This window comes from Amycolatopsis sp. NPDC004368, from assembly GCF_053602515.1.
The window spans coordinates 357,031-381,784 of record NZ_JBSGDT010000002.1; the positions used below are offsets into that span (position 1 = coordinate 357,031).

The 24,754-nt window shown below is 69.4% G+C and carries 27 protein-coding genes; 16 read left to right on the top strand and 11 right to left on the bottom strand.

Annotated elements, in window-relative coordinates; translation table 11 throughout:
• Window positions 1–44 precede the first annotated feature (44 nt).
• A complete protein-coding gene (locus ACWEOE_RS05235) occupies window positions 45–1,499 on the bottom strand; it encodes a DUF3027 domain-containing protein (RefSeq protein ID WP_452004187.1) in 1,455 nt (484 codons plus the stop codon).
• Between the two features lie 132 nt (window positions 1,500–1,631).
• Here ACWEOE_RS05235 and ACWEOE_RS05240 point away from each other — a divergent pair, with 132 nt between their 5' ends.
• From ACWEOE_RS05240 to ACWEOE_RS05250, 3 genes are read left to right on the top strand one after another with little or no spacing between them, the layout of a single operon-like run.
• The gene (locus ACWEOE_RS05240) at window positions 1,632–2,420 is read left to right on the top strand and encodes a glutaminyl-peptide cyclotransferase (protein ID WP_452004595.1); all 789 of its coding nucleotides are present in this window, start codon (window positions 1,632–1,634) and stop codon (window positions 2,418–2,420) included.
• Window positions 2,421–2,458: 38 nt separating this feature from the next.
• Window positions 2,459–4,462, top strand: a complete 2,004-nt coding sequence (locus tag ACWEOE_RS05245) for an MFS transporter (RefSeq protein ID WP_452004189.1) — start codon at window positions 2,459–2,461, stop codon at window positions 4,460–4,462.
• A 10-nt stretch (window positions 4,463–4,472) separates the two neighbouring features.
• Window positions 4,473–4,949, top strand: a complete 477-nt coding sequence (locus tag ACWEOE_RS05250) for a DUF2771 family protein (protein ID WP_452004191.1) — start codon at window positions 4,473–4,475, stop codon at window positions 4,947–4,949.
• Between the two features lie 45 nt (window positions 4,950–4,994).
• Here ACWEOE_RS05250 and ACWEOE_RS05255 read toward each other — a convergent pair whose 3' ends face one another.
• Window positions 4,995–5,381: a cold-shock protein gene (locus ACWEOE_RS05255; RefSeq protein WP_220247185.1), complete on the bottom strand. Its 387-nt coding sequence runs from the start codon at window positions 5,379–5,381 to the stop codon at window positions 4,995–4,997.
• 131 nt (window positions 5,382–5,512) lie between these two features.
• Between ACWEOE_RS05255 and ACWEOE_RS05260 the strand changes: the two genes are divergently transcribed.
• A complete protein-coding gene (locus tag ACWEOE_RS05260) occupies window positions 5,513–5,755 on the top strand; it encodes a hypothetical protein (RefSeq protein WP_452004193.1) in 243 nt (80 codons plus the stop codon).
• Between the two features lie 26 nt (window positions 5,756–5,781).
• On the opposite strand, the gene ACWEOE_RS05265 is transcribed toward ACWEOE_RS05260, so the two are convergent.
• Complete coding sequence (locus ACWEOE_RS05265) at window positions 5,782–6,387, bottom strand: HAD family hydrolase (protein WP_452004195.1); 606 nt, start codon at window positions 6,385–6,387, stop codon at window positions 5,782–5,784.
• An 82-nt stretch (window positions 6,388–6,469) separates the two neighbouring features.
• Between ACWEOE_RS05265 and ACWEOE_RS05270 the strand changes: the two genes are divergently transcribed.
• Complete coding sequence (locus tag ACWEOE_RS05270) at window positions 6,470–7,081, top strand: TetR family transcriptional regulator (protein ID WP_452004197.1); 612 nt, start codon at window positions 6,470–6,472, stop codon at window positions 7,079–7,081.
• Complete coding sequence (locus ACWEOE_RS05275; protein ID WP_452004198.1) at window positions 7,078–8,046, top strand: R2-like ligand-binding oxidase; 969 nt, start codon at window positions 7,078–7,080, stop codon at window positions 8,044–8,046. Before ACWEOE_RS05270 ends, ACWEOE_RS05275 begins: the two co-directional genes overlap by 4 nt.
• A 331-nt stretch (window positions 8,047–8,377) precedes the next feature.
• On the opposite strand, the gene ACWEOE_RS05280 is transcribed toward ACWEOE_RS05275, so the two are convergent.
• Window positions 8,378–9,502: a hypothetical protein gene (locus ACWEOE_RS05280; RefSeq protein ID WP_452004201.1), complete on the bottom strand. Its 1,125-nt coding sequence runs from the start codon at window positions 9,500–9,502 to the stop codon at window positions 8,378–8,380.
• Between the two features lie 64 nt (window positions 9,503–9,566).
• The gene (locus ACWEOE_RS05285) at window positions 9,567–11,225 is read right to left on the bottom strand and encodes an AMP-binding protein (RefSeq protein ID WP_452004202.1); all 1,659 of its coding nucleotides are present in this window, start codon (window positions 11,223–11,225) and stop codon (window positions 9,567–9,569) included.
• Window positions 11,226–11,371: 146 nt separating this feature from the next.
• On the opposite strand from ACWEOE_RS05285, the gene ACWEOE_RS05290 reads away from it, so the two are divergent.
• From ACWEOE_RS05290 to ACWEOE_RS05325, 8 genes are all read left to right on the top strand, one after another.
• Complete coding sequence (locus ACWEOE_RS05290) at window positions 11,372–12,118, top strand: ESX secretion-associated protein EspG (RefSeq protein WP_452004205.1); 747 nt, start codon at window positions 11,372–11,374, stop codon at window positions 12,116–12,118.
• A gap of 605 nt (window positions 12,119–12,723) precedes the next feature.
• Window positions 12,724–13,278 (top strand): DUF3558 family protein, encoded by a 555-nt coding sequence (locus ACWEOE_RS05295; RefSeq protein WP_452004207.1) that lies wholly within the window; start codon window positions 12,724–12,726, stop codon window positions 13,276–13,278.
• Between the two features lie 133 nt (window positions 13,279–13,411).
• The gene (locus tag ACWEOE_RS05300) at window positions 13,412–13,720 is read left to right on the top strand and encodes a hypothetical protein (RefSeq protein WP_452004210.1); all 309 of its coding nucleotides are present in this window, start codon (window positions 13,412–13,414) and stop codon (window positions 13,718–13,720) included.
• 146 nt (window positions 13,721–13,866) lie between these two features.
• Entirely contained in the window at window positions 13,867–14,415 is a 549-nt protein-coding gene (locus ACWEOE_RS05305; RefSeq protein WP_452004213.1) for a hypothetical protein, read from the top strand.
• Window positions 14,416–14,616: 201 nt separating this feature from the next.
• The gene (locus ACWEOE_RS05310) at window positions 14,617–14,994 is read left to right on the top strand and encodes a hypothetical protein (RefSeq protein ID WP_452004215.1); all 378 of its coding nucleotides are present in this window, start codon (window positions 14,617–14,619) and stop codon (window positions 14,992–14,994) included.
• Window positions 14,991–16,466, top strand: coding sequence for a hypothetical protein (locus tag ACWEOE_RS05315; RefSeq protein WP_452004218.1), 1,476 nt, complete (start codon window positions 14,991–14,993; stop codon window positions 16,464–16,466). The genes ACWEOE_RS05310 and ACWEOE_RS05315 overlap by 4 nt, the downstream gene beginning before the upstream one ends.
• A gap of 573 nt (window positions 16,467–17,039) precedes the next feature.
• Window positions 17,040–17,792: a PhzF family phenazine biosynthesis protein gene (locus ACWEOE_RS05320; protein WP_452004221.1), complete on the top strand. Its 753-nt coding sequence runs from the start codon at window positions 17,040–17,042 to the stop codon at window positions 17,790–17,792.
• Window positions 17,792–18,166, top strand: a complete 375-nt coding sequence (locus ACWEOE_RS05325; RefSeq protein ID WP_452004223.1) for a YccF domain-containing protein — start codon at window positions 17,792–17,794, stop codon at window positions 18,164–18,166. The genes ACWEOE_RS05320 and ACWEOE_RS05325 overlap by 1 nt, the downstream gene beginning before the upstream one ends.
• Here ACWEOE_RS05325 and ACWEOE_RS05330 read toward each other — a convergent pair.
• From ACWEOE_RS05330 to ACWEOE_RS05355, 6 genes are all read right to left on the bottom strand, one after another.
• The gene (locus tag ACWEOE_RS05330) at window positions 18,163–18,957 is read right to left on the bottom strand and encodes a metallophosphoesterase family protein (protein WP_452004225.1); all 795 of its coding nucleotides are present in this window, start codon (window positions 18,955–18,957) and stop codon (window positions 18,163–18,165) included. The two genes, ACWEOE_RS05325 and ACWEOE_RS05330, sit on opposite strands and share 4 nt — an antisense overlap.
• A 37-nt stretch (window positions 18,958–18,994) precedes the next feature.
• Window positions 18,995–19,789, bottom strand: a complete 795-nt coding sequence (locus ACWEOE_RS05335; protein ID WP_452004228.1) for an HAD-IIA family hydrolase — start codon at window positions 19,787–19,789, stop codon at window positions 18,995–18,997.
• A 92-nt stretch (window positions 19,790–19,881) separates the two neighbouring features.
• A complete protein-coding gene (locus ACWEOE_RS05340; protein ID WP_452004231.1) occupies window positions 19,882–20,958 on the bottom strand; it encodes a sulfate/molybdate ABC transporter ATP-binding protein in 1,077 nt (358 codons plus the stop codon).
• Window positions 20,955–21,761, bottom strand: coding sequence for an ABC transporter permease (locus ACWEOE_RS05345; protein ID WP_452004233.1), 807 nt, complete (start codon window positions 21,759–21,761; stop codon window positions 20,955–20,957). The genes ACWEOE_RS05340 and ACWEOE_RS05345 overlap by 4 nt, the downstream gene beginning before the upstream one ends.
• A gap of 16 nt (window positions 21,762–21,777) precedes the next feature.
• Window positions 21,778–22,584: a molybdate ABC transporter substrate-binding protein gene (gene modA / locus ACWEOE_RS05350; protein WP_452004236.1), complete on the bottom strand. Its 807-nt coding sequence runs from the start codon at window positions 22,582–22,584 to the stop codon at window positions 21,778–21,780.
• Entirely contained in the window at window positions 22,581–22,985 is a 405-nt protein-coding gene (locus tag ACWEOE_RS05355) for a TOBE domain-containing protein (RefSeq protein ID WP_452004239.1), read from the bottom strand. Before ACWEOE_RS05355 ends, modA begins: the two co-directional genes overlap by 4 nt.
• A gap of 395 nt (window positions 22,986–23,380) precedes the next feature.
• Between ACWEOE_RS05355 and moaA the strand changes: the two genes are divergently transcribed.
• Window positions 23,381–24,454, top strand: coding sequence for a GTP 3',8-cyclase MoaA (moaA, locus tag ACWEOE_RS05360; RefSeq protein WP_452004241.1), 1,074 nt, complete (start codon window positions 23,381–23,383; stop codon window positions 24,452–24,454).
• 25 nt (window positions 24,455–24,479) lie between these two features.
• The gene (locus tag ACWEOE_RS05365) at window positions 24,480–24,731 is read left to right on the top strand and encodes a MoaD/ThiS family protein (protein ID WP_452004244.1); all 252 of its coding nucleotides are present in this window, start codon (window positions 24,480–24,482) and stop codon (window positions 24,729–24,731) included.
• Window positions 24,732–24,754: the final 23 nt, after the last annotated feature.

Here is a 24,754-nt window from a genome sequence, read left to right on the forward strand (position 1 = left end):
GCGCTCCGTGCCGAACGGATCCGCCTGCAACCCCGAGCCCTCAGTCACTGGGGGTTGTCACCGGTTTCGGTCCTGGTGGCGGTGACGTTGGTGTGGGTTTCGGTGGTGCCGGCTTCGGTGGCGGGCTCGGTCGCTTCGGCGGAATCGCCGGCGGCGTCCTCGAAGGCCTCCGCAGCCGACTCCTCGACGGTCGTCGCCTCGGAGACCGCCGCCTCCGCGACTGCTTCGCCCGCGGAAACGGACTCGGCGGCACGTTCGGCAGGCGCAGTGGCGTCGGCACCCGGCTCGGCGGGTGCGATGGACTCGGGAGCCGAGGTCGCGGCCGCCGAGCCATCGATGGCGTCCTGCGCCGGGGCAGCTTCGGTCTCGGCGGCGTGCTCCGCGATCTCGACGGCGGCCACGGACCCAGCGGCAGCTTCTTCCGCAGGCGCCACAGCGGTCTCGGCGACCGCCTCACCGGCCGCGGCCGGCTCAGCAGAGGCGGGCGCTTCGGGAGCCGAGGTCTCCGCGACCGACTCACCAACCGCAGGCACCTCGGGAGCCGAGGCCTGCGCGACCGAGCCGGCAGCCCCAGGCGCCTCATCAGCCGAAGCCACGGCGGTCCCGACGGCCTCGGCGGCAGCCTCCGTCGACAACGTCTCAGCGGCCGGCGCCTCGCTCACCGAAAGGGCCGCCGGAGAAGCGACCTCAGCCGCAGCGACCTCAGCGGCGGTTTCGGGCTCCGTGGTGCCAGCGGTGGCGACTTCCTCCGCCGCAGCGGTCGAAGCAGCGTCCGAAGCGGCGGAATCCGAGGCAACCTCACCCTCAGCCGCGGAATCAGCACCAGCCGAAACGAACTCGATCAGCGAATCGTCGTAAACCAGTTCCGCCACCGGGATCGAGGACGTGACTTCGACCTCCACCTCGGAGTGCGCGCCGCACCCGTACTCGACGTCAACCGCGTGGCCGTCGGCCGGGGCGATGTCGTTGGTGCAGACCCCGAAGGCCCCGCGCAGCGAACCCGCGAGCGGCACGAAGAACCCACACGTCCCACAGGTGGCCGGGGCGCTGCGGGCCATGTCCGAGCGCGGGCCGAACTCTCCGCCGTGCCAGCGGGTGGCGGCGTCCTGGCGGCCGTAGCGGGACAGGACGTGGACGCGGCCCAGCCCGACTTCGTGGGCGACCTCTTCGACGGCCGGGTCGTCGGACTGCAGGTACGCGGGCGCGAGGCGCGGGTCGTTCTTGTCGGTGGGGAAGATGTCGCCCACGCCGAGGTCGCCGGCGCGCACGCGCTGTTCCCAGGGGACCCAGGTGGGCGCCACGAGGGAGTCCGGGCCGGGCAGGAGCTCCAGCTCGCTCACGGTCACGGGCTCGTCGACCCCGGCGACGGCGAGTGTCACGGCCCAGCGCCAGCCTCGGTAGCCGGGCACCGACGCTTCGAACAGGTGAGTCGCCGAGACGGCGTCCTCGGAGTTCACGCCGACGTGCTCGCCGACCTGCTCGGCCGGGGCGTCCGCCACCAGGGCATCTCGCGCGACGTCCGAGGCGTCCGCGAGCTTACGCTGGATAGAGCCGTCGTCCAGGGTCAACAGCAACGTCATACCCGTGATTGTGCCCCATGGGCCCTCACCTCCCGTGCCAGGATCTTCTTCATGCACCTCGCCAAGAAACTCTGGGTCTGGTCGCTCGCAGCGGGCGCGCTGCTTGGCTGTACGCCAGGTACCCAGGCGGCGCCTCCTCGGACCGAAGACCTATCAGTGCAAGTTCTCGGTACGTTGCCGCACGACACGTCGGCCTTCACCGAGGGTCTCGAGTTCGCGGGCCCCACGCTCTACGAGAGCCGCGGCATTGAAGGCGAATCAGCGCTCACCGCGGGTCCCGCCGGTAAGGCGCCGACCGCACGGGTGGCATTGCCCTCGCCGCTGTTCGCCGAGGGCGTGACAGTCCTGGGCCCGAAACTGTGGCAGCTCACCTGGCAGAACGGCATCGCGATCGAACGCGACAGCAAAACCCTCGCCGAGTTGCGCCGCGTGCGGTTCGAAGGTGAGGGGTGGGGCCTGTGCCACCAGCCCAGCGGACGCCTGGTCATGAGCAACGGCACCGCCACTCTCACGTTCCGTGACCCGCGGACGTTCGCGGTCACGGGCAGTCTCGACGTCGGTGTGGACCAGCTCAACGAGCTCGAGTGCGTCGGTGACACAGTGTATGCGAACGTGTGGCAAACCGGCACCATCCTGCGGATCAACGCCCGAAACGGGGCCGTCACCGGCCGCATCGACGCCTCCCACCTGCGCACCCCCACCGGCCCCGACGACGTGCTCAACGGCATCGCCGCCATTCCAGGCACGGACGAATTCCTCCTCACCGGCAAGCTCTGGCCGTCGATGTTCCGGGTGAAGTTCGTCCCCACGGAGAAGCCAGGGACACAAACCGGCACGTGAGCGGGCACGGCGGCACCCGGATGGGGCAGGATGAACACGTGGCACTCTTCGGTTCGCAGTCCGAACCCGACGGCACCTTCTCAGGCCGGTCGGGCAAGGGTCGCGGCCGGAAGTCCAAGCGCAAGTGGACGCCGGAGCCCAGCGCCGCCCAGGCCCGTTCGTGGCGCGACTCGCCGCCGCGCGCCACCCGCGTCGACCCCGCCGCGCACCCGGCCGAGCCCCCGACCAGGCACGTCGCGCCGGAACCGGCCACCCGGCGCGAACCGCCGCAGCCACCGCGCGCGCGGCCCGAGCGATACGAACCCCGGCCGGAACCCGCCGCCAACCACGGCCGAAGCCCGTTCTACGACACCCCGACGCCCGACGAGGCTCCCACCGGCGCTGTACCGCTGGGCCACCGGGCGCCCCCGCCGCGTGGTGCCCGGCCGTACCCGGCGCAGGAGCACCGCACCGAACCCGTGCGCCCGAGGCAAGACCCACGACACGACCCGAGGCACGATTCCCGGCACGACCCGCGCCACGACCGCCCCGGCAGCGACGAGTACGAGCACTACGACACCGGCGGCTACGCGGGCGAGCCCCGCGTCGGTCCCGAGCGCGACGAAGAACTGCGCACCACGGCCGTACCCGGCGCCGGCTCGATCCCGAAGCTGCCGAAGAAGATCACCGTCACGCGCGTCGCCGCGTTGCGCAGCCGGCAGCTGAGCGGCCAGGCCATCGGCATGTTCCAGCGCGCCACCAAGGCCGACGGTGCGGACAAGTCCGGCCTCACGTCGCTGATGTACGCGGTGATGCTCAACTACGCCAGCGACGCCGCCATGGCCATCGCGCTGGCCAACACGCTCTTCTTCGCCGCAACCAGCGGCGAAAGCAAGGGCAAAGTGGCGCTGTACCTGCTGATCACCATCGCGCCGTTCGCACTGGTCGCGCCCGTGATCGGCCCGGCGCTGGACAAGATCCAGCGCGGCCGCCGGCTCGCGATGTGCGTGGCTTCGATCGGCCAGGGCCTGATGGCCGTGGTGATGGCGCTGCACTTCGACGACTGGCTGCTCTACCCCGCCGCGCTCGGGATGATGGTGCTGTCGAAGTCGTTCACCGTGCTCAAGGCCGCCATCACGCCGCGGGTGGTGCCCCCGGAGATCACCCTGTCGAAGACCAACGCGCGGCTCACGATCTTCGGTCTCATCGCCGCCGGCGTGTTCGGCGGCCTGGCCAGCGGCGTCAACGCGATCAGCGGCTCGGCCGGCGCGCTGTGGTTCACGGCGTTGATCTGCGTGGCCGCGGCCGTGCAGTCGATGCGGATCCCGTCGTGGGTCGAGGTGACCGAGGGCGAGGTGCCCACGTCGCTGTCGGCGCGGCCCGAACCGAAGCGGAAGAAGCAGCGCCAGCCGATGGGCCGCCACATCGTGGTCGCCTTGTGGGGCAACGGATCCGTGCGCGTGCTCACCGGCTTCCTCATGATGTTCGCCGCGTTCGCGGTGAAGGCGCAGACCGAGGGCCAGGGCCACAGCCCGTTCATGCAGCTGCTGCTGCTCGGCGTCATCGGCGCCGCGGCCGGAGCCGGTGGGTTCGTCGGCAACGCGTTGGGCTCACGCCTGCAGTTCGGCTCGCCGGACCAGGTGATCCTGGCGTGCGTGGCCGCGTGCACCGGTGTGACGTTGATCGCCACGCTGCTGCCCGGCCTCGCGACGGCCGCGGTCGTCGGCCTCGTCGGCGCCACCGCGAGCGCGCTCGCGAAGATCAGCCTCGACGCCGTGATCCAGGAGGACCTGCCCGAGCAGTCGCGCGCGTCGGCGTTCGGGCGGTCGGAAACGGTGCTGCAGCTCGCCTGGTGCATCGGTGGTGCCGTGGGCCTGCTGCTGCCGCCGACGTACTGGATCGGCTTCCTCGTGGTCACGGCGCTGCTCGGCATCGGGCTCGCGCAGACCTACCTCGTGCGCCGCGGCGGCTCGCTCGTGCCGGGGCTGGGTGGAAACCGGCCACTGAGGCCCGAACCGACCGGCAGCTTCCCCGCGCAGGGCCTGCCCCGGGAGCGCCGGTAACCTGGCGCCCATGCGACGTTCCCTGGTGGTGGCCGCGCTGGCGGCCGGTGGTCTCGTTGTGGCCGGCTGTGCGGCGCCCGGACCGGCCGAGGTGACGTTCTACGGCGACGGGCACACGGTCAACGTGGAGCCCATCGGCAACTGCAATCTGAGCAACGGCGTCTGCTCCGCCAACCCGGGTGCTGCGGGCACGCTGAAGATGCGCCCTGGCCGTTCGGTGCAGATCTCCGTGCCGAAGGAGATCGCGGAGGGGCCGTGGAAGGTCACGGCTCAGTTCGTCAACGGCAAGGGCGAGCCCCAGCCGTTGAAGGAAGACATCATCACCAGCGGCGACCAGTACGCCTACACCGTCACGCCGCCCACCAAGGACGACCAGGTCGTGGTGGTGGAGATCGCGCAGGCCACGGTGATCAGCCGCACCGGCAACCCCGACGACGCCGAGCCGATCACGTCGGCGCTGTGGTCGCTTCAGGTCAAGCCGGCCTGACGCGGTGAAGGGCCTCTCGCGAAAGCCCTTCACCCGTCCAGGAGATCAGGGATCGATGTCCCGGGCGACCGCGCGCATGATCTCCGCGATCTGCTTGGTGTTCTTGCGGTCCGGGTAGCGGTTGCGGCGCAAGTCGGGCTGCACCTTCAGCTCGAGGAGCTTGATCATGTCCTCGATCAGGCCGTGCAGCTCCTCGGCGGGACGCCGGCGCGCCTCGGCGACGGACGGCGGCGGGTCCAGCAGCCGGACGGAGAGCGCCTGCGGCCCGCGACGGCCGTCGGCGACGCCGAACTCCAGCCGCTGCCCCGCCTTGAGCCCCTCGACGCCCTGCGGCAGCGCGGCCTTGCGGATGTAGACGTCGGCTCCGCCGTCCTGCGTGACGAACCCGAACCCCTTCTCCGCGTCGTACCACTTGACCTTGCCGGTCGGCACTTCCCTCACCAGTCCTTCTGCTGTGCTGCTCACGACGAACGCGCCCGGGGCGTACCCAGGGCGCGCGTCTGCTTAGCCTATCTCGCCACATGCCCTGGGGAGAAGCGGATACGGCCGATACGCTCAGCGTCATGGAGAACGCAGCGAAGCAGACCGGCGTGAGCACGACCGGCAAGCCGATCCTGATGCGGCTCGGGATCGGGCTGTTCGCCATCGGCCTGCTCGCCGTGCTGGCCGTGTTCATCATGTTCGCCGCCGGGCTGGAGAACCTGCCCGTGTGGCTCAGCGCGGTCGCCGGTGTGGTGACGCCGCTGGGCTTGCTGCTCGGCCTGATCGCACTGGTCCGCGAGGCGCGCGCCGGCAAGCACGGCTGAGGGTTCAGAACCGTTTTCAGAACCGTTCAGAACGCTTTCGCGAACCACTCCGGGAACTGCGTCAGCGAGCCGAACACCACGTCGGCACCCTCGGCGAGCAGTTCTTCCCGCGTGCACGGGCCCGTGCTGACCCCGACCGCGAGTGCGCCGGCCGCGCGGGCTCCCCGCACGTCGCCGAGGTGATCTCCGACATACGCCCGGGCGTCGTGCTCTTTCAGCGCCACTGCTTTCCGCGTGGACCACAGCTCGCCCACGAGGTCGTCGACCTCCAAGCCGAGCGCCTCGACGTGCAGGCGCGCGTTGGGCCCGTACTTGCCGGTGACCACGAGCGTGCGCCCGCCCGCCGCGCGCACGGCCTTCAGCGCCTCCGCCGCGCCGGGCAGTGCGACCGTGATCGGCACGACCACGTCGGGGTAGAGCGCGCGGAACCTCTCCACGAGGCCGGGGATGCGTTCCTCGGGTGCCTCGAAGCCGCGCAGGATGTCGTCGAGCGGCGGGCCGAGGTTGGCCGCGAAGTGCTCGCCGTCGAGCGGCAGGCCGGATTCCACGGCCAGCGCGTTCATCGCCGCGACCATGCCCGGCCGCGGGTCGATCAGCGTCATGTCCAGGTCGAAGCCCACGGTGATGCCCACGCCGGTCACCGTAGCGGCTGTACAGCCGATCGTGTTCGGTAAATCTTCTTGACACAGCTTCCAGCTGTGTCAAGCTGACGGTGTGACGAGCTTCACCGAGCGCACCAAGGCTTCGCTGCGCGAAGCGCTGCTCGACGCGGCTGCGGACCTGCTCCCCGACCGCGGTCACCGGGCGCTGCGCATGGCCGACGTCGCAGCGCGCGCCGGCGTGAGCAGGCAAACCGTCTACAACGAGTTCGGCAACAAGGCGGCGCTCACGCAGGCCGTCGCGCTGCGCACGGCGGCGGAGTTCCTCGACGGCATCCGCCGCCGCTTCGAAAACGCCGAGGGGCTGATCGCCGGCATCCACGGCGCCGTCGTCTACACCATCGACCACGCCCGCGAGAACCGGCTCGTCGCCGCCGCGCTCGGCACGGAGGCGGGCGAGGACCTGCTCCCCCTGCTCACGACCAGGGGCGAGCCCATCCTCACGGCCGCCGCCGACGTGGCGGCGCAGGAGTACCGCTCGCTGGAGCCCCGGCTGTCGCAGGAGTCCGCCGCACTGCTGGCGGAAACGGTCGTGCGGCTGTCACTGAGCCACCTGGTGCTGCCCACGCACTCGGCGACGGTGGCGGCTGACGCCGTGGTGACCGTGCTGGCACCGGCGATCGACACGTTCGTCCACATCGGAGTGACACGAAAGGGCCGGCCATGACCGAAACGCTCCCGGAACTGCGCAGCGGGTTTTCCTCACTGCGCAAGGGCGGGCTCAACTGGGACTCGTTCCCGCTGCGCCTGTTCGTGAAGGGCAACAAGAAGTTCTGGAACCCCGCCGACCTCGATTTTTCGGCCGAACGCGAGGGCTGGGAAAGCCTCACCCCCGAGCAGCAGCGCTCCACGACGTACCTCGTGGCGCAGTTCATCGCCGGCGAAGAGGCCGTGACCGAGGACATCCAGCCCTTCATGCGCGCGATGTCCGCCACCGGCCGTTTCGGCGACGAGATGTACCTGACACAGTTCTGCTTCGAGGAGGCCAAGCATGTCGAGGTCTTCCGCCGCTGGATGGACGCCGTCGGCCTCGATGACGACCTGCACCCGTACGTCGCCGAGAATCCCTACTACCGCAAGCTTTTCTACGAGGAGCTGCCGCAGTCGCTGCGCGCGCTCTCGGATGACCCCAGCCCGCTCAACCAGATCCGCGCGAGTGTCACGTACAACCACGTGATCGAGGGCAGCCTGGCGCTGACGGGCTACTACTCGTGGCAGCTGATCTGCACCCAGAACCAGATCCTGCCCGGCATGCAGGACCTCGTCCGCCACATCGGCGACGACGAACGCCGCCACATGGCGTGGGGCACCTTCACCTGCCGCCGCCACGTCGCCGCCGACGACTCCCTGTGGGACGCGGTGCAGCAGCGCATGGGCGAGCTGCTGCCCCACGCGCTCGGCATGATCCAGTGGGTGCAGGACCAGTTCGAGGAAGTCCCGTTCGACAACGATCCGGAAGAACTGCTGCAGTACGCGGCCGACCGCGCCCAGCGCCGCCTCGGCGCCATCGAGTCGGCCCGCGGGACGCCCGTGGAGCAGATCGACCTGGACTACTCGCCGGAGCAGCTGGAGGACACCTTCGGCGAAGAGGACGAGAAGGCACTGGCGGAAGCCGCGGCGGCGGCTTCCTGACAGGGCTGCGCTGTTTTCGGCTGGTGCGCCAGTTCGTGCTTCGGGACTTCGTGGCTTCTGAACTCCGTGGCTTCGGGACTCCGTGGCTTCGGGACTTCGTGGCGCACCAGCCGACTCCGGCCAGGTGGCAAGTTCCAGCACAGCGGCAAGACGCGCGCCGGGTTCGGCCAGGAACCCCAAACGCCGGCAACTCGACCCGTTGTCTGGCAACAGGACACACCGACCGGCAAGCGCCGACCACTGGCAAGTCACTATCGGCCACGTCCGGCGGAACTGCCCGGCGTCCCGGCGAACGGGCCGTCCCCGACCCCCTCGGGGACGGCCCACCACGTCACTTCCAGATCACCCCACGCCAGATGTCCCCATAGGACATCCCCACAGCAACACCCCGCGAGTTGACCAGCAGGGCGTCCGCGGAAGTGTGCCCCGGCAACGGTTCCAGGCGCGTCCGGGTGCCGTCCGGGGCCCACTTCGCGCCGACGGACTCGGCCTGCCCCACGATGGTGCCGGAGCGGTTGATGGCGTGGGCCGTCGCGTTGCGGGTGTTGCTCGGGAGGTACGTCGGGCGGCCCGCGCGATCCCACCGCGTCGCGTAGCTGCCGCCGAAGTCGGGGTCGACGAGCCCCACGACGGTGCCGTTGTCTGCGATCCCCATCGCTTCCCCGAAGCTGGGCGCCTCGGTCCCGCCCAGCGTCACCACGCGACCCGAGGGGTCCCATCGCTTGGCCGTGGAGTTGTGGTTGACCGGTTCCGTCGTCGAGCCGATGATCGCGCCGGTGGCGGAGATCCCGGTGACCCGGCCGTATTCGTCGTCCGGTGTGAGGTCGGTGATCCGGCCGCGCTCGTCCCAGCGCACGATGTGCGTGTGGCCGGCCGCGTCCTGGGCGGTGCCGGCGACGACGCGACCGTCGGGCGTGATCTTGTTCGCGACCGAGGAGCCGCCACCGGGCAGGCCGGGCAGCTCGCGGACGCGCCCATCGCGTTCCCACAGCACGGGGTGCGACGCGGTGCCGTCGTAGTAGGAACCGGCGATGCGGCCGGTGTCGCTGATCGCTCTCGCCGCGCTGTCCGTGCCCGGTGCGGTCAACGCCGTGACGCTGCCGTCGGCGGCCCAGCGCACGGCGCGCTGTGCGCCTAGCGCGTCGTCGGCGACGCCCACGGCCACGTCGGCCCGGTTCACGGCGGCGGCTTGCCCCAGCGCACCCCCGAGTGTCGGCAGCGCGACGGCCTCGCCCGAGGCGGACCACTTCATGGGGTGGTACAGGATCCGCACGTCACGCGGGTAGGACTCACCCACTACGGTGCCGCGGTCGTTCACCGCCTCGACCCCGGTGTAGGTGTCGCCGGCACGGGGCGCAAGCTCGATCGGCCCGGCCGCGGCCATCGCCGCCGGCGCGAGCACGAGCATCGACACGGCCGCGACCCCGGCGGCGAACGCTCTTCGGCTGACCTTCACGATGTTCCCCCTTCGTCGGTCTCCGAGGGGGAACACGCGCGACCCGCTGGCCCGGTTGCCCGCCCTAGGCGTGTTTCGCCGAGGCGGCGGCTTCGAGGCCCAGCAGCGTCACGGACTGCTCGCGCATCTCGACCTTGCGCACCTTGCCCGTGACGGTCATCGGGAACCCGTCGACGATGTGCACGTACCGCGGGATCTTGTAGTGCGCCAGCTTGCCCTGCGCGAACTCGCGCACGGCTTCCGCGGTGAGCGGCTGCGCGCCTTCGCGCATCTGGATCCAGGCCATGAGCTCTTCGCCGTACTTGACGTCGGGCACGCCGATGACCTGCGCGTCGAGCACGTCCGGGTGCGTGTAGAGGAACTCCTCGATCTCGCGCGGGTACACGTTCTCGCCGCCGCGGATCACCATGTCCTTGATGCGGCCGGTGATGTTGAGGTAGCCGTCGTCGTCCATCACGGCGAGGTCGCCGGTGTGCATCCAGCGCGCGGCGTCGATCGCCTCGGCCGTCTTGTCGGGCTGTTCCCAGTAGCCGAGCATCACGGAGTAGCCGCGTGTGCAGAGCTCACCGGGCACCCCGCGCGGCACGGTGAGACCGGTCTCGGGATCGACCACTTTGGACTCGAGGTGCGGGCCCACGCGCCCGACCGTGGACACGCGGCGCTCCACCGAGTCGTCCGCACGCGTCTGCGTGGAGACCGGCGAGGTTTCCGTCATGCCGTAGCAGATCGACACCTCCGTCATGCCCATCCGGTCTATCACCTGCTTCATCACCTCCACCGGACACGGCGACCCCGCCATGATGCCGGTCCGCAGCGACGACAGGCCGAACTCACCGAAGTCCGGGTGGTTGAGCTCCGCGATGAACATCGTGGGCACGCCGTACAACGAGGTGCACCGCTCCGCTTCGACGGCTTCCAGCGTCGCCCGCGGGTCGAACGCCGGCGCCGGGATGACCATGCACGCGCCGTGGCTGGTGCACGCGAGGTTGCCCATCACCATGCCGAAGCAGTGGTAGAAGGGCACCGGGATGCACACGCGGTCTTCTTCGCTGTAATTGCAGAGCTCGCCGACGAAGTAGCCGTTGTTGAGGATGTTGTGGTGGCTCAGCGTGGCGCCCTTGGGGAAGCCGGTGGTGCCGGAGGTGTACTGGATGTTGATGGGGTCGTCGGCGGACAGGTTCTTCTGGAGCCGGGCCAGGTTTTCCGGATCGCCACCCGCACCCCTGGCCATGAGGTCCGTCCACGCCTCGGTGCCGAGCAGCACCACGAACTCGAGCGCCTCGCAGTTCGGCCGGACCTGCTCCACCATCGCCGCGTAGTCCGACGTCTTGAACTTGTCCGCCGCGACGAGCATCCGCACGCCCGCCTGGTTCAGCACGTACTCGAGCTCGTGCGACCGGTACGCGGGGTTGATGTTGACCAGGATCGCCCCGATCTTGGCCGTCGCGTACTGCAGGAGCGTCCACTCCGCACGGTTCGGCGACCAGATCCCCACCCGGTCACCCTTGCCGATGCCGGTGGCCACGAGCCCGTGCGCGAGCTGGTCGACGTCGCGCTTGAGCTCGGCGTACGACCACCTCGTGCCCGCCGCGCGGTCGACCATCGCATCCCGTTGCGGGAAGGCCGCCACCGTGCGGTCCAGGTTGTCCCCGATGGTGTCACCCAGCAGGGGGACCTCGGACGTCCCGGAGGCATAGCTGGGCAAAGCGGGCGCGTCAGGCATGGTTTGCCTCCCGTGGGTCTTCGTCGACACCCGCGAGTCTAGGAACCCCGCGGGCCGACGACCACCCAGCCTTTTCGCTACGCTCGGTGCGGGTTCTTTTCACGAGGGGTTGGGGTTGCGCCGTGCCGGAGGAGTTCTCCCTGAACTTGACCGAAGTCGACGTCGCTGTCCGCCGCAGCGGCCTGCCGGCCTCGTGGCACCCCTTCGAAATCCGCAGCCCGGGTCTGACGCTCTCCGAGAACCGCCGCTTGTCGGACGAGGCCTGGGCCGCGCTGCGCTCCCGGGGCTTGGCCGCCGGCGACAAGCTGGACCACGACGTGCTGGCCACCTTGCAGGCCTGGACGCGGCCCGAGGTGCTGATCATCGTGCGCGCGGCGGAGCTCCCGTCGGCGACGGTGCTCTATCGGGCTTGCATCGGGGAGGGGCTGGGGGTGTTCTCGTCTTCTGAGGCTTCCGGGATCCGCTTCCAGCAGACCCGGCCGGATCGGCTGGTGGAGACGGTGTTGAGCATGTTCCCGGCTTATCCGCCGCTGCCGGTGGCGCCGGTGTCCCTCACGCAGGCGCCGGCTCGGCATTCTTCCGCCGCGTCGGATGATTCGGACTTTTCGGACCAGGACTTCACCTCGGCTCCTTCTCGGCGGGATCGGGATGCACTGGGGGCTTACTCTCAGTGGCCGTTGCATCGACACGGGACAGTGGAGCTGTCGTTGCGTCCTCGGCACGGCGTGCTGCGTCCGGTGTCGACGGCCACGTTCGTGGACACGGATGGGGGGCGGTATGTCACGTTCTCGGAGCCGCTGCGGGATGGCGGGTTTCGGTTGCGGTTCGTGCCGTCGGACGGGTCTCACCTGCGGAGGTGGCTGTTCGAGGCGATTGAGGAAGGGCTTCGCTGAGTCGCTGGTGTCCACCAATCCCGGCATCTTCTCGCGGGCGCCACACGTCTACCCGTAGTGTTCACGGCGTGACTGGACCGACTCGTGGCCTCTTCTCACTCGCCTGTCTCGCTGCTCTCACCCTCACCTTGACCGCTCGCGATGGCTAGGTAGGTGGTAGTGCCGCCCCCGCATGCACGTCCTGGGCTGCACCGACCAGCTCGTCCGCCGTTCAACCGGACACCCCACTGGCGGGCCTGAGCGCTTGCAAACTGCTTGACCAGGCACTTGCCGGGCAGGGCTACCCACCCGCGAGTCAATCGGTCGCTGACACGGAGCACGCGTGCGCGAAGGCCCAAACAGGCAACGTCCGCGACCGACGAACGATCCTCGAGCTGGAGCCGACAGATCAAACTGGCATCTGCGCGTGTCGGCCTCGGTGGCGCCCGGAACCACGGACGCGGCGCGCACCAGGGCCGAGGAGGTTGCCGAGGCGATCGAACTCCTGCTCCCCGAGAACACCTGACGATCCAGGCCTCCAGATCAATCGGGCAACCCTTGTTGACGCGATCCGCTCGACCACAGCAGATTCGCATCCGACGATCACCACCCATAGTGTTTGCGAGGTGAAAGGACTGATCCGTCGCTTCATGACCGTCGTGGGCCTCGCCGCACTAGCCTGCGCTCTGACTGCCTGTGACGCCTCGGTGGAAGGCGCGCCCGCGCCGGTGAGCCGGTCAGGCTCTGCGTCGAGCAACGCACCGAGTAGGCAATCGGAGACCCCACTGGCGGGGATGAGCCCGTGCAAGACGCTGGACCAGGCACTCGCCGGCCAGGGGTTCCCGCTTTCGACGCCGTCTACCGCCGATCTGGAGCACGCCTGCGATACCCAAAAAGCAGGCGTCGGCGTTTTCAGCCTGGGCCTGCAGGACGGGCAGGCCTACGACACAAGCGTCGCCGATCCCGCGAAGGCCAGTCCCGGCAGCGTCCGCGACCGACGAGCGATCCTCGAACGAGAGCCCACCCAGCAAACCGGCGTCTGCGCGGTCTCCATCGAGGTCAAGCCGAAATCACGAGCAACGATCGCCGTATCGTCCTCCCGGGGGACCACCGACGAAGCATGTACCAAGGCCAGGGCTCTCGCCTCAGCAGTCGAACTGCTCCTGCCCAAGGCCACATGATGCTCCGAACCTCCACTTGGACCGATCCGACGACCTTGATGTCCCGACTGCGCTCGTCCACAACAGGGTTCCGAGGCAGGCTGGCGCCCGACGATCACCCACCCATAGTGTTCGCGGGTGCCCGGACCGATCCGTGGATCGACAGCCAGGTTTTCCCGCTTCGACACCGTCGGTTGCCGATCTGGAGCACGCGTGCGACACCAAGAAAGCCGCCTACGGAGACATCAGGCTCAACCCGCAAGACGAACACATTTACGACTCCGACCTGATCAATCCGGTTTCGACGCAGACCGGCACTGTCGGCTACCGAGGCGCCATCCTTGAGCTGCAGACCAACCGGCAGGCCGGCGCATGCGCCGTAAGCATCGAGGTCAAGCCCAAATCTCGAGCGATCGTGCTCGCCGTTCTCTCCTCCGCCGGATCTGACGGAGGCCTGCACTGAGGCACGCAAGGTCGCAGAAGCCGTGGAGCTCCTGCTCCCGAGAGCCGGCTGAACGGCACCGAATCTTCGAGCAGCCCCATCTCGACCACGACGTTCCTTGGCCACAGGCTCGCGTCCGACGATCACCTACCCGTAGTGTTCACGAGGTGACCGGACCGATCCGCGGCTTCGCGACCTTCGTCGGCCTCGCCGCAATCGCTTGCACCCTGACAGCATGCGACGGCTCAGTAAGCGGCAAGCCGAGCCCGAAGACCTCGCAACCTTCGTCGCCGACCACCTCCGCAGGCCAGACCGACACTCCCCTCGAAGGGGTCAGTGCCTGCACAACCCTCGACAAGGCACTGACGGGGAAAGGGTTCCCACCTGGGCAGCCATCCGCCGCCGACCCGCAGCACGGATGTTTGTCGACGAAGCCCCAGTTCGGCAGCGCGGGCCTGGACCTGCAAGACGGCCGAAACTATAAGGACGCGGTGTACGACGCGAGCAAGACCAGCACTGGCCACGTCGGCAACCGTGATGCCGTGCTCGAACGCGACCTCCAGGGCGCCGAGGGATGCGCGGTGTACATGGAGGTCAAGCCGAATTCGCGGGCAACCCTCACGATGGCGATGTACCGATCCACCACAGACGAGGCCTGCAAGCAGGTCAGTGCTCTCGCCGAAGCCGTCGACCCGTTGCTTCCCCCGAACGGCTGATCAAGAGGCAAGATTCGTAGGCGCCTGACACAGATCTTCGATCGCTCTAGGATTGGGGAGCAGGTACGCGGGACGAGGGGGAGAGTGGCGGACGTGGCGAGCGGCTCACACTTCGACGGGCCTCCGGTCGACGGGCCCACCGGAGGGTCAGGACTGCCGAGCCCTGGCAGCCTCCTCAGCAACCCCCTGGACACTGCAGGTGTGCAACGCCTCAACGAGGGTGCGCAGGAGTTCAAGAAGCTGGCGCAAAGCGGCGGGTTCTCCATCAGCGACGAGGGCTTTCAGGCCTACGAAAAGGTGTGCAATCAAGTCCTGAACGGCTACAGCGAGATGCTGGGTGAGGCCAAGCAACTTGCGCAGCAAGCCAAGATGGGCGGCAGTGATTACGCCATGAAGGTCGCCGCGTTCAACGCTCAAGTCGCCGATGGCACACCCGACGCCCTGATCCCCAACTTGACCCTGCTCCAGCAAGGTTTCGAGCAAATCCTCGATGCTTTGTCCATCGCGCGCGACAACTACTACAAAACCGAGGACGAGCACCGCCAGACGTTCTCCAAGGGTTTGGAGGCAGGGTCGTGACCGGAGAGCACGTCGCACACCGCCAGTACGAAGCCGACTACTACAGCCAGACTCACGCAGATCTATCGAAGAAGGCTGCGCCCGCCCGTTTCGGCGCCGAAGACCAGCAGAACATCCGCGACTCGGTTGATCAGCGAACCGGGCAAGCGGCGTCGAAATATTCGGTTACGCAGGGCGAGCAACTACTGCAAGGCCAGACGACACGCGGGGACGCTCCTGCTCCCGATGCCAACTACGCCGCGCACGACCACCAAGAGCTGTACGACATGGTTCACACCAACATGGACAGCACGGAGATCGATGCCAAAGGGCGAGTGGCCAACAAACTGGGCAACTGGCTGGCGGATGTCACCGATTCGCTGAACGCCGCGACCACCAACAGCAGCGCCGTTTGGCAAGGCGCCGGAGCGAGCAAGGCGCACGACTTCTTTCAAAAGACCGCGGCGTACACAGCCCAAACCGCCAACGCGGCGCAACTCAGCTCGAATCGTTATTCGCAGCAGGCGGCCGCCGCTGATCACGCCCAAAGAAACATGCCGGAGCCGGTCAAGTTCGACCAGCAGGCCGAGATGCAGAAGGCGACGCAGCAGTTGAGCGTCGCGGACCCCGCGGCCGCCGTGCAGACGATGAACGCGATCGCGGCCAAGCAGCAGCAGGCGGACGCGGCGCACCAGCAGGCCGTGCAGGTCATGCAGGGGCTCGACAGCACGTACCACGAGACGGCCTCGACGCAGCCGGCCTACTCCCCGCCTCCGCAGCTTGGGGGTGGCGACGACAGCACCCACACCAGCAGCGCGCAGTCCGGCACCGGACTCGGGAACTCGGCGGCGCTCAACACCGGCGGGGGCAGCTTCGGCGCACCCGGTGGCGGCGCGCCCGGGGGTGGCCCCGGTGGCGGTCCCGGTGGTGGGGCGGCAGGTTTCAACGGCAACGCGTTCACTCCGGGCGCAGGCTCCAGCACCGGCGCCGGATCCTTCGGCGGGCCTGGCGGCGCCGGTGGCGCCGGCTTCCGACCGCCCGCGGGTGGCGGGGGCTTCGGGCGGCTGTCCCCGGACGCGTTGGCGTTCGGTGGGGGCGGGCCGGGCAGCGTCGGCGGCGCGGGTGAGGACACGGTGCGCGGCGGCGGACGCCCCGGGGCCGGTGGCGGACGCGCCGGTGGCGGGTTCGCCGGCAGCCGTGTGTCCGGTGGTGGCGCGGCCGGCAAGGGCGCCGTGGGTGAAGGCGCCGAGTCGGGCAAGGGTGCGGGCGAGCGGCTGGAGCGCGGAGCGACCGCGGCGGCCAACGCGGGCAAGGCCGGGAAGGCCGGAGCGGCCGGAGCGGCCGGCGCGGCCGGGGGCGGCAAGAAGAAGGAAGAGGACAAGGAGCACAAGAACAAGCTCCCGAACCAGGAAGACCCCGACGAAGTGTTCGAGGTTCGACCCGAACGTGGGCCCGACGGGGAGAAGATCACGCCGCCGGTCATCGGTGGGTGAGGGGAAGTCCTGAGGCGCGGCGCCATCCGAGTGGGTGGCGCCGCGTCGTGTCTCAGCTGGTCTGGGTTGTTGCGGGGACCGGATGTCTCGCGGCGCCACATCGTCCGGGGGGTACCGCGCTGTGGCTCAGCCGGTCCGAGTACTGCAGGAGCCGCGTGTCCCCGGCACGATCCAGTGGAAGGCACCGCGTTGGGTTCAGGAAGGCCTGGGGCCGCAGGTTGCGTGAGGCCGCCGCCGCTGGGTGCGGGCCGCGCCGCCGGCTAGAAGAAAGTGAGCAACGCTCGCATTGCACCTCGTGAGGCCGAGCAAGAGAACCGCTCATCACCGGAGCCTTGCCCGACCCGGCGGCACGACCACCGGCGCCTCGAGCCGGCTACCCCGCGCCCCCGAGAGCCCCGCAGCAGACGGTGAATGGCGGTTCGTGCCGGGAAGGGCCGCGGTGACCAGGCGAAGGCGAGGCCACGACAACACCAGCCGAGCAGCAACAAGTGCCCAGGTCGACAAAGCGACACCCCACAAAATCCAGGGTAAACCCTGACACCCCCACCCACCCCGCGCCGGTACCGTCAAACCATGCGGTTCTACGTGGTCGATGCGTTCACCGGAGAGGCGTTCGCCGGGAATCCGGCCGGGGTGGTGGTGCTGGAGGGGGACGTGGACGCCGCCTGGATGCAACAGGTTGCGCGGGAGATGAAGCACTCCGAGACGGCCTTCGTCAAGAAGACCGAAACCACCACGAGCCTGCGGTGGTTCACACCGACCACCGAGGTCGACCTGTGCGGCCACGCCACTATCGCGGCGACGCAGGTGCTCGGGGGGACGCAGAAGTACGACACCCGCAGCGGGATTCTCACCTGCACAAAACGCGAAGACGGCTGGATCGAGATGGATTTCCCCGTCGACGAGCCGCGGGAGACGCGAGAGGACGTCAGCCACATCGTCGCGAACGAGGCACGATTCGTGGGGCGCAGCAGGGAGAACCTGTTCGTCGAGCTCGGCAGCCAAGAAGAGGTCGCGAGGGTGGAGCCGGATCTCGACGAGTTGAAGCGCACCTGGACCGGGCGGCTGATCGTCACCGCGAGAAGCGGGCAACACGACTTCGTCAGCCGGTTCTTCGGGCCCGGCGTGGGGGTGGACGAGGACCCCGTCACCGGGTCGGCGCACTGCGCGCTGGCGCCCTACTGGGCGAGGAAGCTGGGCAGAAAAGACCTGACCGGCAAGCAGATCTCGCGACGGGGCGGCATCGTCCGCACCGAGTTGGACAACGACCGCGTGCTCATCAGCGGACAGGCGGTCACCGTGGTGAGTGGGGAGTTGCACGTCTGATGCGCCTGCTGCTGAACATCATCTGGCTCGTCCTCTGCGGCCTCTGGATGGCCTTGGGCTACGTCCTCGCGGGCATCGTCTGCTGCATCCTCATCATCACCATCCCGTTCGGCCTGGCGTCGTTCCGGATCGCAAACTACGCGCTGTGGCCGTTCGGCCGGACGGTGGTCGACCGGCGCGACGCGGGGGTCGGGTCGGTGCTGGGGAACATCATCTGGTTCATCTTCGCCGGGTTGTGGCTGGCGATCGGGCACGTGGTCACCGGCGTGGCCCTGTGCATCACGATCATCGGGATCCCGTTGGGGCTGGCGAACTTCAAGCTCATCCCGGTGTCGCTCATGCCGCTGGGCAAGGAGATCGTCGACGTGCCCTAGGACTCCGGGACGAACGGCAGCTCCACCACCAGGCACGGCCCGCCCACGAAGAGGCCGCCGTCGATGCCCAGGGCCTTGCCGCCGGCGTAGAGGTACGGGCCCTCGATCTGGGCCGGGTGGATGCCCAGCTGGTCCGCGATCACGCTGTGGCCGTGGACGATCCGCGAGCCGCCGAGTTTCTCCATGAGCGCCGACGCGTTGTCCTCGCCCTCGGGGCCGCGGAAGGCGTAGCGCGTGGTCATGCGGCGCCACACGTCCCACCACGCCTCGATGTCGCTGCCGAGCAGGATTTCGCCGACCGACGCGTTGATGGAAGCGATGTCGGAACCCCAGTCGAGGTACTCGAGCGTGTCGGAGTGCATCAGCAGGTGGTCGTCGACCAGCGCGACCAGCGGGCGGGCCGAAAGCCACTCGATGTGTTCGGGCGTGAGGCGGTCCTGGTCGGACAGCAGGCCGCCATTGATCTCCCAGCTGCGGGCGAAGCTGCGCGGCCCGAAGTCCGACGGCACCTGACGGTCGCCGAAGTGGTACATCCCCAGCAGCAGGATCTCGTGGTTGCCCAGCAGCATCTGCACGGACCCGCCGTCCTCGGCGGCCTGGTCCTGCAGCGAGCGCACGAAGTCGATCACGCCGACGCCGTCGGGACCGCGGTCGACGAAGTCGCCGAGGAACCACAGCGAGTCGTCGGCGCCGGTCCACTTGCCGTCGCCGTCGACGAGCCCCTCGGCGCGCAGTGCGTCGGCCAGGGCGTCGCGGTGCCCGTGGACGTCGCCCACCACATACACGCTCATCGTTCGACGATAGGCCCTGCTCCGGCGCGCACGCCGGTCAGCCTTCGCCGAACGGGTCCAGGGTTCGCCCGATCAGGTCCGCGACCGAGTCGATCACCATCGTCGGCCGGTACGGATAGCGTTCGGCCGACTCCGGAGTGGAAATCCCCGTCTGCACGAGGATCGTCTGCAAGCCCGCCTCGATGCCCGCGTGGATGTCGGTGTCCATGCGGTCGCCGATCATCAGCGTCGACTCCGAATGCGCACCCAGCCGGCGCAGCGCCGACCGCATCATCAGCGGATTCGGCTTGCCCACGAAGTACGGCGACCGCCCGGTCGCGCGCTCGATCAGCGCCGCCACGGACCCGGTGGCCGGCAGCGAACCCTCCACGCTGGGCCCGGTCGCGTCGGGATTGGTGGCGATGAACTTCGCACCGCGCTCGATCAGCCGGATCGCGTTGGTGATGGAGCTGAAGCTGTACGTGCGCGTCTCGCCCAGCACCACGTAGTCCGGGTCGCGCTCGGTCAGCACGTAGCCGACCTCGTGCAACGCCGTGGTCAGTCCGGCCTCCCCGATCACGAACGCCGTGCCGCCCGGCCGCTGCGAGTCGAGGAACTGCGCGGTCGCCAGCGCCGAGGTCCAGATCGACTCCTCCGGGATGTCGAGCCCGGTGCGCAGCAGCCGGGCCCGCAGGTCGCGCGGGGTGTAGATCGAGTTGTTGGTGAGCACCAGGAAACCGATGCCGTTGTCGCGCAGCTCGGCGAGGAACTCGTCCGCGCGCGGCACCAGGTGCTCCTCGCGAACCAGAACGCCGTCCATGTCGCTCAGGTACGTCCAGCGTCCTTCTGCCACCCTCGCCATCCTCTCTTGATCGAGACGCCAAGGTATCACGCACCGCCGACAAAACAGCCCTGATCAGGAGATTTCCCTTGGACCCCAACGACTCAGGCGTGCGCCGGATGCACCGCCACCGTGGCCGCCTTCACCGACAGCGTCACCGCCGAACCCGGCTCCAGCTCCAGGTCCGCGACCGCCGCCGGCGTGAGGTCCGCCGTCAGGCCTTCGGCCCAGGCACCGCCCGTCACTCGCAGCCGGATCACGGGCCCGTGCGGTTCCAGCGCCGCCACCGTCGCATCGACGGTGTTGCGCGGGCTGCCCCGGTGCCCACCGTCGTGCGGGTACACGGCCACGGCGCTCGGCTCGAACACCGCCACAGCCGCCTCCCCCACCACGGTGTCGGACGACAGCAACCCGGCCACGAGGTCACCCGACTTCGTGCGCAACCCGTCGGCCTCGGCGACCCCAGCCACCAGGTTCAGCCCGGCGATCCGCGCGGTGAACGCCGTGCGCGGCGCCGCCAGCACGTCACGCGTCGGCCCGCGTTCGACGATGCGCCCGCCCGACATCACGGCCACGTGGTCGGCCAGCGCGAGCGCGTCAAGCGGGTCGTGCGTGACCAGCACGGTGGTCGGGCCGCCGCGCAGCACCCGGCGCAGCAGGCCGCGGATCGCGGGCGCCGCGTCCACGTCGAGCGCGGCGAACGGTTCGTCGAGCAGCAACAGCGAAGGCGACGAAGCCAGCGCCCGCGCGATAGCCACGCGCTGCTGCTGGCCACCCGAGAGCTGGCCGGGCTTCCGGCTCGCGAACGCCGAAGCGTCCACCTCCACCAGCCACTTGCGCGCCACCTCACGCGAAGCGGCCTTCCCCATCCCGGCCGACCGTGGGGCGAACGCGACGTTGTCCAAAGCGGACAGATGCGGGAACAGCAACGCGTCCTGCGACAGCAACCCGATGCCACGCGCGTGCGGCGCCAAGTCCACCTCGGCCCCGGCCAGCACCCGGTCCGCCAGCGTGATGTCGGCCGACGACACGGGCACCAGTCCGGCCAGCCCACCAAGCACAGTGGACTTGCCCGAGCCGTTCGGCCCGAGCAGCGCCAGCACCGTCCCCTCGGGCACGGTGAACTCGACGTCGAGGGAGAACGTGCCGCGCGAGAGCGCGATCCGAGCCGAGAGCGTCACCGCAGCCCACCTTCGAACGACCGCGGCCGCGCCACCGCGATGACCAGGATCGCGACCACGATCAGCACCAGCGACAGCGCCACCGCGCTGTCGACGTCCACTTCGGCCTGCGTGTAGACCTCCAGCGGCAACGTCCGGGTGACGCCTTCGAGCGAGCCGGCGAACGTGATGGTCGCGCCGAACTCCCCCAGCGCACGCGCGAAGCTGAGCACCACCCCCGAGCCGAGGGCGGGCAGCAGCAGCGGCAGCGTCACGCGGCGGAACACCGTCCACGGCCGTGCGCCGAGCGTCGAGGCCACCTGTTCGTAGCGGTCGCCGGAGCCGCGCAGCGCGCCTTCGAGGCTCACGACCAGGAACGGCATGGCCACGAACGTCTGCGCGATCACCACGGCCGCGGTCGTGAACGGCACCTGCTGGCCGGTGAGCGCGTTGATCAGGATGCCGAGGAAACCCTTGCGCCCCAGCAGGTACAGCAGCGCGAGCCCACCGACCACGGGCGGCAGCACCAGCGGCAGCAGCACGATCGAGCGCAACAACCGCGTGCCGGGCACCTGCGAACGGGCCAGCACCACGGCCAGCGGCACGCCGAAGATCACGCACGCGACAGTGGACAGCAACGCCGTGATCAGCGACAGCTTGAGCGCCGCCAAAGACGATTCGGAGACGAGCAGAGACGGGAACCGGGTGACGTCCGAGCGCACGAGCAGCCCGATGACGGGCAGCACCACGAGCGCCAGCGCCACCACGGCGGGGACCCAGAGGAGAAGGGGAACCCGCGAGTGCGGTGGCCGCTGGTCGGCCACCGCACCGCGCCGCCCCTTACTGAGCCGGACCAAACCCGATCTTGGTCAGCTCGGCCTTGCCCTGCGGGCCGAGGACGAAGTCGGTGAACTCCTTCGCCAGCGCGAGCTGCGGAGCGTCCTTCACGACGGCGATCGGGTAGTTGTTGATCGCACCCGCAGCCTCCGGGAAGTCGACCTTGTCGACCTTGTCCGCGGCCGACGTGGCGTCGGTCACGTAGACCAGGCCCGCGTCGGCGTCACCCGACTGCACCTTCGCCAGCACCTGCTTGACGTCGGTTTCCTCGCTCTTCGGCTTGAGCGTGACGCCGGTGGCCGTCTCGACCTTCTTCGTCGCGGAACCACACGGCACCTGCGGCGCGCAGACGACCACGGACAAGTCGCTCTTGGTCAGGTCCGAGAAGGACTTGATGCCCTTCGGGTTGCCCTTGGCCACGGCGATCGCCAGCTTGTTGGTGGCGAACACCGTCGGCTGGCCGTCGATCACCCCGCCCTGCGTGGCCTTGTCCATGTTGGCCTGGTCGGCCGAGGCGAACACGTCGGCCTTGGCGCCGTTGTTCAGCTTCGTCACCAGCGCCGAGGAACCCTCGTAGTCGAACTTCACGGTGACGCCCGGGTGCGCGGCCTCGAACTCCTTGCCGATCTCGTTGAACGACTCGGTGAGCGACGCGGCCGCGAACACCGTCAGCGTGCCCGTGGCACTCGAGCCGGCGGGCGAGGGCACCGCGGGGCCGCCGGAGCCGGGGCTGGTGCTGGCCTCGTCGTTGGCGCTGCAAGCGCCGGTCAACAACGCGACCGCCGCGACGGCGATGGCGAGCTTCTTCATCTGGTTCCTTCCGGGGTCTCCACCACGACGGTGGTCGCCTTGACAACGGCCACCGCGAGCACACCCGGGCGCAGCCCGAGCTCGCGGACGGCTTCCGAACTCATCAGTGACACCACTCGGTGCGCCCCGCACTGCATCTCGACCTGGGCCATCACCTTGTCGGCGGTGACCTCGGTGACGAGACCCACGAAGCGGTTGCGGGCGGAGCGGCCGATTGCCGACGGGTCGTCGGGACCGGCGGCCTGCGCGCGGGCGAACCCCGCGAGCTGGGCGCCGTCGACGACCTTGCGACCGGCTGCGTCGTCGGTCGCGGTCAGCTGACCGCCCCGGACCCAGCGCCGGACGGTGTCGTCACTGACGCCGAGGAGTCGGGCGGCCTCGGACAACCGAAATTGCGGCATGCGCGGAAGATTATCGCCGCAGTTGAGGAAAAGCCATGCGAAACGTGAATTGTCGAGCAGTTCGTTGTGTGATGCATGGAGTATTGCGTTCTGATAACGCTCGGGTCCGGCCCGAGCACCCCGACGGGCCTGCCGGCCGACGCCCGTCGAGCCCGCCGATGACCCACGTCACAACCCGCGCGGGCAACCGGTTCCAGGCGCTCTACCAGCGGTTTCACCCTCCGGGTTGCGAGCCTGATGGCACCGCGGCGGCGGCCGGACGATCGGGGTGCGGCGGACGCGTGCGCGAGCGGTCACGGGGAGATCGCCGACGGCCAGCGGGACGCCGATCCCCGGGCCGTCCACGGTCAAGGAGGAGTCGGCTTTTCGGACCGCCAGGAGTTAAGCTGTGAGTAATGACGGCAGTACATCTCGGGTTTCCTCGCGTCCCCGGTACACGAGGTTCTTCCGGCGCGCCCACAGCTCCCCGGCCCGACCACCCCGGTTTGCTCGACCAGTTCGGCCGCGTGGCCACGGATCTGCGGGTTTCGCTCACGGACCGCTGCAACCTGCGCTGCACGTACTGCATGCCCGCCGAAGGCCTCGACTGGATGCCCGGCGAGCAGGTGCTCAGCGACGACGAGCTGGTGCGGCTCATGCGCATCGCCGTCGAGATGCTGGGCGTCACCGACATCCGCCTGACCGGCGGCGAGCCGCTGCTGCGCCGGGGCCTGGAAGGCATCGTGGCGCGCATCACGGCGCTCGAGCCGCGGCCGCGGGTTTCCATGACCACCAACGGGATCGGGCTCGCGAAGCGCGCGAAGGGCCTCGTCGACGCCGGCCTCGACCGGATCAACGTGTCGCTCGACACCGTGGACCGCGAGCTGTTCGAGCGGATCACCCGCCGCGACCGGCTCTCCCACGTGCTGGCGGGCCTCGCCGCCGCGCGCGACGCCGGCCTGTCACCGGTGAAGGTCAACTCCGTGCTGATGCGCGGGCTCAACGACCACGAGGCCGTGCCGCTGCTGCGGTTCTGCCTCGAAGAGGGCTACCACCTGCGGTTCATCGAGCAGATGCCCCTCGACGCGCAGCACGGCTGGAACCGCGGCGAGATGATCACCGCGGAGCAGATCCTGGCCGAGCTGGGCGAGCACTTCACGCTCTCGCCGTTCCCGGCCGCCCGCGGCGGCGCGCCGGCCGAGCGGTGGCTGGTCGACGGCGGTCCCGGCGACGTGGGCGTGATCGCCTCGGTGACCAGGCCGTTCTGCGCCGCGTGCGAGCGCACGCGGCTCACGGCCGACGGTGCCGTGCGCTCCTGCCTCTTCTCCAACGACGAGACAGACCTGCGCGCCCTCGTGCGCGCGGGCGCGCGCGATGAAGAGGTGGCGGACGCGTGGCGGGCCACGATGTGGGGCAAGCTCGCGGGCCACGAGATCAACGAAGCCGGGTTCGCGCAGCCGATCCGGCCCATGAGTGCGATCGGTGGATGACATGTCACCCCAGTCCCTGGAACCGATGATCGTGCTGGTCCGCTACTTCGCCTCCGCCCGCGCTGCGGCGGGTGTCGAAGAGGAGAAGCTGAAGCTTCCCGAGGGCTCGACCGTCGCGGACGCGGTCCGCTTGGTGCGCGAACTGCATCCGGAGCGGCTGCCGCGCATCCTCGACGCGGCGAGCTTCCTGTTGAACGAGGTTGCCGTCCGTGATCAGAATCGAGCTCTCGGTGACGGAGCGCAACTCGACGTGCTCCCGCCCTTCGCCGGCGGCTGACCGCCGGAACACCCCGCCAGACC